2 protein-coding genes are annotated in these 1,522 nt (G+C 54.3%); one reads left to right on the top strand and one right to left on the bottom strand.

The genetic code is table 11. The features are described from left to right. The first annotated feature begins 331 nt into the window (after window positions 1–331). On the top strand, window positions 332–1,222 hold the full coding sequence (locus DC366_RS19440) for a cation diffusion facilitator family transporter (protein ID WP_108693784.1): 891 nt from the start codon (window positions 332–334) through the stop codon (window positions 1,220–1,222). A 93-nt stretch (window positions 1,223–1,315) separates the two neighbouring features. Here DC366_RS19440 and DC366_RS20130 read toward each other — a convergent pair. Next, window positions 1,316–1,522: hypothetical protein (locus tag DC366_RS20130; protein ID WP_207768796.1), on the bottom strand; the 207-nt coding region annotated here is incomplete at its 5' end.

Genomic DNA, 1,522 nt, shown 5'->3' with positions numbered 1-1,522 from the left:
GAAAACCTGTGCGAGCTCATCGAAATGGACCGTCAACACGCACGTTGACCTCGCTGTGGCCTACGCCGGATGCTTACTTCCTTGATGCGGTTGCCAGCTTGAAGTCTAGACCGAACAATTAGATCAGCGCCCGGTGTCACTGTAGCTGTACCGGGCTGCTTGCCGACATGCGGTGCTTCGACCTCGGCGTTTGAGAGTCAGAGAGGTGTTGGTTGATTTAGCGACCGGTGTGCCTCCTGTTCGGAGTGAGATGCATTATCATTTGCAAATTCAATAGCTTGAATAGTTCATTGCCGACCTGTAATTCACATGCCTTTATATGGGAGCAAAAATGCATTCTGCGCTCAAACTTGCTTTTGGAAGTCTTGTCGTTGGGAGCATTGTTCTAGCGTTAAAGACACTGGCATGGCTGATGACAGGCTCCGTGGCGTTGCTCTCGGACGCGCTCGAAAGCACTGTGAACCTCGCAACTGCGTTCGCCGCGCTCGTTGCGATACGGATCGCGGCGCGACCGCCGGACGCAAATCATCCCTTTGGTCACCACAAGGCGGAGTTCTTCAGCGCCGTCCTAGAGGGGGTGATGATCATCGTAGCGGCGATATTCATCCTGCGGGAGGCGTACGAAGGCTTCCTAAGTCCTCGCGCTCTTGGCGCTCCGATAGAGGGCCTTCTGGTGAACGGAACGGCCACGATGCTCAATGCGATGTGGGCCTTCGTGCTGGTTCGAAGAGGGCGCCTACTGAAATCTCCCGCGTTGGCCGCCGATGGGAGGCATCTATGGACGGATGTCTTTACGTCCGCAGGCGTCGCGATGGGAGTTCTTCTTGCACTGGCTACCGGATGGTGGGTCCTTGACCCGCTTATGGCTGCATTGGTTGCGATCAATATCATATGGTCTGGTTCTCGAGTCGTGAAAGAATCGCTGAGCGGCCTGATGGACGAGGCGGTTCCAGAAGAGATTCTTGCCAGCATACGTGAAGCTATCTCAATCGAAGCGGCCGGCGCGGTCGAAGCGCACGATCTCAGGACCCGTCATGCGGGCAGCGCGACCTTTGTAGAATTCCATCTTGTGGTCCCAAGCGACATGACGGTTTTCGATGCTCACGAGATCTGCGACAGAGTTGAGGTTGGCATCGCCAAAGCGGTACCAGATGCGCGCATCACCATCCATGTTGAACCCGAGCATAAGTCAAAGCACACTGGAATTGTCGTATTGGAATAGAATGCGCTGGATGGCTAATCTCAGCCTCATTACTGAAAGAACGATTGGGAATCCAAAAAGCTCGAGGATTAGTGTTCGGCAAGCCGGTCTCCTTCACGAAAATTTCCATTGACCTGCAATTGAAATTAAGAGCGAGGCTGGTTGCTTTCGCGACGTGTTGAAGGCTGAGAGAGTGGCTTCCACCGCCTGCCACGGAGAAACACCGATGGGTGTTGTAGAAGTTTTAGCTGGCTGCTGAAAAAGTCGGCCCTCGACGCGGTTATGAGAACATGATTCACTTTCAGCATGGCAGCGGCGGCG

The organism is Pelagivirga sediminicola, assembly GCF_003072125.1.
Taxonomy (GTDB): domain Bacteria; phylum Pseudomonadota; class Alphaproteobacteria; order Rhodobacterales; family Rhodobacteraceae; genus Roseovarius; species Roseovarius sediminicola.
The sequence above is the reverse complement of the archived record's forward strand: the minus strand, read 5'-3'. Positions and strand labels throughout refer to the sequence as shown.

What these genes read in the sequence shown, in the direction of transcription:
- DC366_RS19440 (WP_108693784.1), top strand. Translation starts at nt 332, where the DNA reads ATGCATTCTGCGCTCAAACTTGCTTTTGGAAGTCTTGTCGTTGGGAGC.